The organism is Streptomyces sp. NPDC004788, assembly GCF_053601115.1.
Window position 1 is genome coordinate 1 of the sequence record NZ_JBSGBF010000183.1, and the last position, 5471, is coordinate 5471.

At 71.7% G+C, this 5471-nt stretch carries 3 protein-coding genes; 2 read left to right on the plus strand and 1 reads right to left on the minus strand.

Annotated elements, in window-relative coordinates:
- Positions 1–102: 102 nt before the first annotated feature.
- Positions 103–1443: a helix-turn-helix domain-containing protein gene (locus ACWEJX_RS37275; protein ID WP_451611846.1), complete on the minus strand. Its 1341-nt coding sequence runs from the start codon at positions 1441–1443 to the stop codon at positions 103–105.
- A 177-nt stretch (positions 1444–1620) separates the two neighbouring features.
- Here ACWEJX_RS37275 and ACWEJX_RS37280 point away from each other — a divergent pair, with 177 nt between their 5' ends.
- Both ACWEJX_RS37280 and ACWEJX_RS37285 read left to right on the plus strand, forming a co-directional pair.
- Positions 1621–2970, plus strand: coding sequence for a M64 family metallopeptidase (locus ACWEJX_RS37280; RefSeq protein WP_451611847.1), 1350 nt, complete (start codon positions 1621–1623; stop codon positions 2968–2970).
- A gap of 423 nt (positions 2971–3393) precedes the next feature.
- Positions 3394–5364 carry an RICIN domain-containing protein gene (locus ACWEJX_RS37285; protein ID WP_451611848.1) on the plus strand — a complete coding sequence of 657 codons (1971 nt, stop codon included), beginning with the start codon at positions 3394–3396 and terminating at the stop codon, positions 5362–5364.
- Positions 5365–5471: the final 107 nt, after the last annotated feature.

The window sequence follows — 5471 nt, forward strand, 5'->3', positions numbered from 1 at the left end:
GCCGCGGCACTGTACGGGCACCGCCGGGGAGCCGGCGTGGTGGGCTCGGCGAACGGCCGAGCCCTCCACGGCCACGCCGTCCACGGCCGGGACCTCTCGTGTCTACAGGAAGGGCTGCGCGGGTGCCGGGCCGAGCGTGGTGGTGCCGGCCGTGCGGTGGCCGAGGCCCTTGCGGTACGCGTCGAGGGCCGCCTCCACCCGGCCGGTGCGGCGCAGCAGGTCGCCGAGGAGCCGGCACAGGTCGGCGAGGTCGCCCGCGGCGCCCGCTCGCTCCAGGAGGCCCAGTGCGCGGACGTAGTGCTGCTCGGCCGCCTCGGTGTCGTGGGCGTCCTCGGCGATGATGCCCAGCAGCCGGTGGGCGGCGGCCGAGTGGACCGTGCCGCGTTCCGGGGAGAGGCCCCCGAGCACCCCCCGGAGGAGGTCCGATGCCTCCTCCGACGCGCCGCGCCGGTGCAGCACGTCGGCGAGCTCGACGGCGACCTGGCTGCTGTAGAGGGTGGCGTGGTGGGAGGCGAGCATGTCCAAGGCGGCGCGCAATTCCTCCTCGGCGCGGGCGAGTTCGCCGTTCTGTGCGTATACGTACCCGCGCATCCAGCGGCAGTTGGCGAGCTCCGTACGGAGCTTCAGCTGGTGGTACATCTCGGCGGCCTTGGCGAGTGAGGCGTCCGCCTCGGCGACCCGGCCCTCGGCGAGCAGGGTGCGGGCGACCGATCGATGCATCCGGGCGATCAGCGCCGGGTCCCCGGCCTGCGGGGCCAGGGCGAGCGCCAGTTCGGCGGCCTGGGCCGCGCGGGCCTGCGCGCCCATGTCCATGTAGGGGCCGATCAAGGCGGTGTGCAGCAGGAGCAGCGCGTTCGGGTCGTGGAGCCCGGCACGGTTGATCTCGTCGAGCGTGGACTCCATGAGGTAGACGGCGTAGCGGAGTTCGCCGGCCAGGTAGTGGGTGACGGCACGGCCCCGCCGGGCCGGGACGCGGGCGGGCAGCGAGGCCTCGGCGAGAAGTCGCTCGGCGTGCTCGAAGTGCTCGCGGGCGGCCACGAGGTCCCCGGTGTCGAGACCGCATTCGCCGAGTCCGAGCCGAGCGGTGGCCTGTTCCTCGACGAGCCCGTGCGTCACGGCCTCCGCGAGCAGCTCGGCGTACTGGACGGCGGCCTGCTCGGCCTCGCCGAAGGCGAGGACACGTTGCGCCTCGGTGAGCCGGAGCCGCAGGTCGGTCGCGAGGTGGGTGGGCTGTCCGGTGGCGAGTTCCTCGAAGGCGACGCCGAGACGGTCGGCGAGATGGCGCAGCGCCTCGTCGGAGGGGCGCACCCGGCCGGCCTCAAGGGTGGAGACGTAGGCGGGCGTGTAGGAGGGCTCGGCCAGCTGTCGCTGTGTGAGTCCCCGTTCGTGCCGAAGCCGCTGCACCCTGCGGCCGATCGTCTCGGGGTCGTCCCGCTTCGCCATGCGCTCCATCATGCCAGTGCCTCCCTCTGTCGCCGCCGGTGAGAGCGCGGCCGAGACGGCTTCCACACTGTTCGCTCACCGGCTCGTGCTGCCCGGGGCCTTGTGCCGCCGACTCCCAACCCCCTAGCTTAAGCGGCCAGTTAAGCAGACTTAACTCATCGCTTGAGAGAGGTCGTCGTGACCAGACACGGATCTACCCGCACCCGCTGGATCGTCTCCGTCGGCGCCGCAGTCACCGCTGCCGCCCTGCTCGCCGGCGCGAGCACGGCCGGCGCGAACGCGGCCGGAGCGGAGCCCGTTTCCCTCGCCGGCCCCGGTCCGGTGGCGTCGCACGAGGTCGAGTACTTCGACGGCCCCGGAGCCGAGCCCCGGCACAAGACGGTCCCGGACCGGGCCCCGGCGAGGGTCTCCGGCCACCGGTCGGCGGCCGCGCCCGCCGCGACCGCCGCCGCGGTCACACCCGTCCAGGAGACCGGACCGGTCTCCGGGCGGCTCGACCTGGTTGTCATGGGCGACGGCTACACCGCCGGGCAGCAGGCCGACTTCCACGCGGACGCGCAGGCCACGCTCGACGCGGTCTTCGCCATCGAGCCGTACGCCAGTTACCGTGGCCTGTTCAACATCTGGCTGGTGGACAGCGCTTCCGCCGAGTCCGGCGTCTCCGGCGACCCGACCGCAGGGGTCGTGAAGGACACGGCCCTCAGCTCCTACTTCTTCTGCGGGGACACCGAGCGACTGATCTGCGTCGACACGTCGAAGGTCACCACGTACGCCGCCCAGGCGCCGGCCTCCGACATCGTCTTCGTCATCGCCAACTCCACCAAGTACGGCGGCGCGGGCTACAGCTTCTCCACCCCGCCGGCCGGGGCGACGTACCACGGCATCGCGACCATGTCCTCCGACAACCCGCAGTCGTACCTCATAGGCGCCCACGAACTCGGCCACTCGATAGGCCTGCTGGCCGACGAGTACCAGTACGCCGGCTACGGCGCCTACCCGTATCCCTCGTCCGACAGCGCCAACATCTCCGTCACCGCCGACCTCGGCACGAGCAAGTGGTACCGCTGGCTGGGCGAGCAGGACCCGACCGGCTCCGTGGTCGGCAGCTACGAGGGCGGCGACTACTACGAGACGGGCGTCTACCGTCCGACCAGCACCTCCCTCATGCGGACCCTGGCCTCCACGCAGTTCAACGTCGTCGGACGCGAGGCGATGATCAAGGGCTTCTACACCTACGCGGACGCCATGACCTCGACCGTCCCGACCGGCACGCGCGTCCGTGCGACCCAGGTGCTCAGCGTCCAGCTCGCCCCGGTGTCCGGCCTGGCGAGCCCGGCCCTGACCTGGTACGTCGACGGGAAGCGGGTCACCTGGGCCGACGGCGACCTGTCGGTGACCCCCGCTGAGCTCGGCGCGGTCCGCAGCGGCCAGCGGGTCACGGCCACGGTCACCGACGCCACGGCGGCCGTCCGCGACCCCGCGGTCCGCGCGGCGACGAGCAACTCGCTGACCTGGCGTGTGCGCTGACGATCCCTGAGACGGGGCGGCGGGCCGGGGGACACCAGGGTGGTGGCCGGGCGTGAGAGCCCGGCCGCCCTCACGGCTGGTGACGAAGGGAATTCACGAGGTAGTAATTAGGTGAATCCCAAACTGAATTACCGTCAATAGGTTCGATCCGTATATCTCGATTCTGTAACAAGATTCCCGAAAAGGTCTGGACTTTTCGCGTCCGGGCCGCCAACTGGGGTTTCTCTTAAGGGAATTGAGTGTTCATCAGATCGCCAGGAAAGGTAACGGTCTGATATCTCGACGGCCATTCCCGTTTGCCCGAATTCTCCACCGGGCGCGTCTGGCAGGCTTCCGCGCACCCACTCCTCCGACCAAGGATTTGAGGTGCGCATGACTAGACATCGCAGGAAGCGTGAACACAGGCGCAAGCCCAGGGGGTTGATGTTCGCCACCGTCGCCGTGGCGTCAGCGGCGGTGATGGCGGCAGGTGCCGCCTACGCCGGCATAGGGGGTGACGCTCAGGCGGGGACGCCCGCACGGGGCATATCCGCGCAGGCCGGGTCCGCGACGGTCCCCCTCGCGCCGGCCGCCATGCCGGCCAGGGACGAGGAACCGGAGCCCATCATCGGGAAGCCGGCCAACGACACCCGGCGGGGCATGGTCTACGACGGGCTCAGGGCGGCCGCCAAGGGCGACCGTTGTACGGGTGTCTACCGCACCGACTCCGGACTGTGCACCCATGGGCCCGACGCTCCGCCCAAGGGTGTGGACATCAGGGCGGACGTGGCTCCCGCCGTCGTCACCAAGGCTCCCGCGGCCGGGCGCCCGCAGGACGCACCCGCCGCAGACGCGGCCGGAGCCCGTACCGCGGCCGCCGCGGCCCCGGAGCCCGCCGCGAGGTCCGGAAGCCAGGCCGTCGCCGCGGGCCCCGCGGGTCAGACCGTCCAGTGCGACGGTGACGGCAGCACGGGCAACCGCGTGCAGGTCGTGTACGTGCACGGCTCCGACCGTGACCGCTACGCCGAGTACGTCGCCTCGTTCCGCAAGTGGGCGGCCGACGCCGACCTCATCTACGCGACGAGCGCCAAGGAGACCGGCGGTGTACGGCACATCCGCTATGTGACCGCGGCCGACTGCACGCCGACCGTCCTCGACATCGAGCTTCCGGCGTCCGCGCTCTCCGAGTTCAGCGCGACGAACAACGCGCTCGCCGCCAGGGGTCTCGGCCGGCGCGACCGCAAGTACATGATCTTCGCGGACACCAACGTCTACTGCGGCATCGGCACGTTCGCCGGCGACGAGCGGCCGGGCCAGAACAACCAGAGCAACTTCGGGCCCTCCTACGGACGTACCGACGCCGGCTGCTGGGGCGGCCACACCGCGGCGCACGAACTGGGGCACAACCTCGGCGCGGTCAACAACAGCGCGCCCAACAGCAGTCGCGGCGCACACTGCACGGACGAGTACGACGTCATGTGCTACTCGGACACCCCGTACTACCCCCAGATGCGGTACGTGTGCTCCGACCAGGCCGCCGAGAACATCCTGGACTGCAACCACGACGACTACTTCCACACCAACCCCAGGGCCGGCAGCTATCTCGCCACGCACTGGAACGTCGCCGACAACCAGTTCCTGATGCGGTCCGAGGGCGGTACCACCCCCGACCCGAACCCCAGCCCCACCCCGACTCCGACACCCACACCCACCAGGCAGCCCACCGGCGGCCCGGAGGTGACGGTCGGCCAGATCCAGTCCACGGCCGTCGTCGTGAGCTGGCCCCAGGTCGACGGTGCCGCCTGGTACCAGGTCCTGCTGAACGGCAGGCACCTGACCTGGGTGCAGTCGCAGTCGCTGCGCATCTACAACCTCCAGCCCGGCACCGCGTACGAGGTCGCCGTCTCCGTCCGTGACCGCTCCGGCCGCGACAGCGGGGCCGGACGCACGACCACCTTCCGTACGGCGGAAGCAGGAGGTGGCGCCACCACCCCCGGCACCCGCTACACCCTCGGCAACGCGGGCACCGGCATGGCCGCCGAGGTCTGGGGCGGGCGCTCCGCCGACGGCACGGTGCTCGTCGGGGCGCGCGCCACCGGCTACGCCCAGCAGCAGTGGCTGTTCGACGACGCGGGCAGCGGACTCGTCCGCATCCGCTCCGCCGTCTCCGGCAAGTGCCTGCAGACGGGCGGAGCCCCGGCCCAGGGCATGTGGGTCGCCCAGCAGGCCTGCGGCAACGCCGCCGCGCAGCAGTGGAAGCTGTCCGACCGCAACGGAGCGATCACCGTGACCGATCCGAGCGGCGGCTACGCCCTGACGGTGAGCAACCGCCCGTACTACGGGAGCTGGCTGCTCGACCTGCAGCGCACCAACGGCGGTGCGACCCAGTCGTGGACGGTCCAGAAGGTCTCCTGACCTCGATCCGGACCTCGACGGCGACCTCCGGGTCGACCCGGGGCCCGGGGGGGGGGGCCCCCCGGCCCGGCCCCCCCCCCCCCCCCCCCCCCCCCCCCACCCCGCCA

What these genes read in the sequence shown, in the direction of transcription:
- ACWEJX_RS37285 (WP_451611848.1), top strand. Translation starts at nt 3,394, where the DNA reads ATGTTCGCCACCGTCGCCGTGGCGTCAGCGGCGGTGATGGCGGCAGGT.
- ACWEJX_RS37275 (WP_451611846.1), bottom strand. Translation starts at nt 1,443, where the DNA reads ATGGCGAAGCGGGACGACCCCGAGACGATCGGCCGCAGGGTGCAGCGG.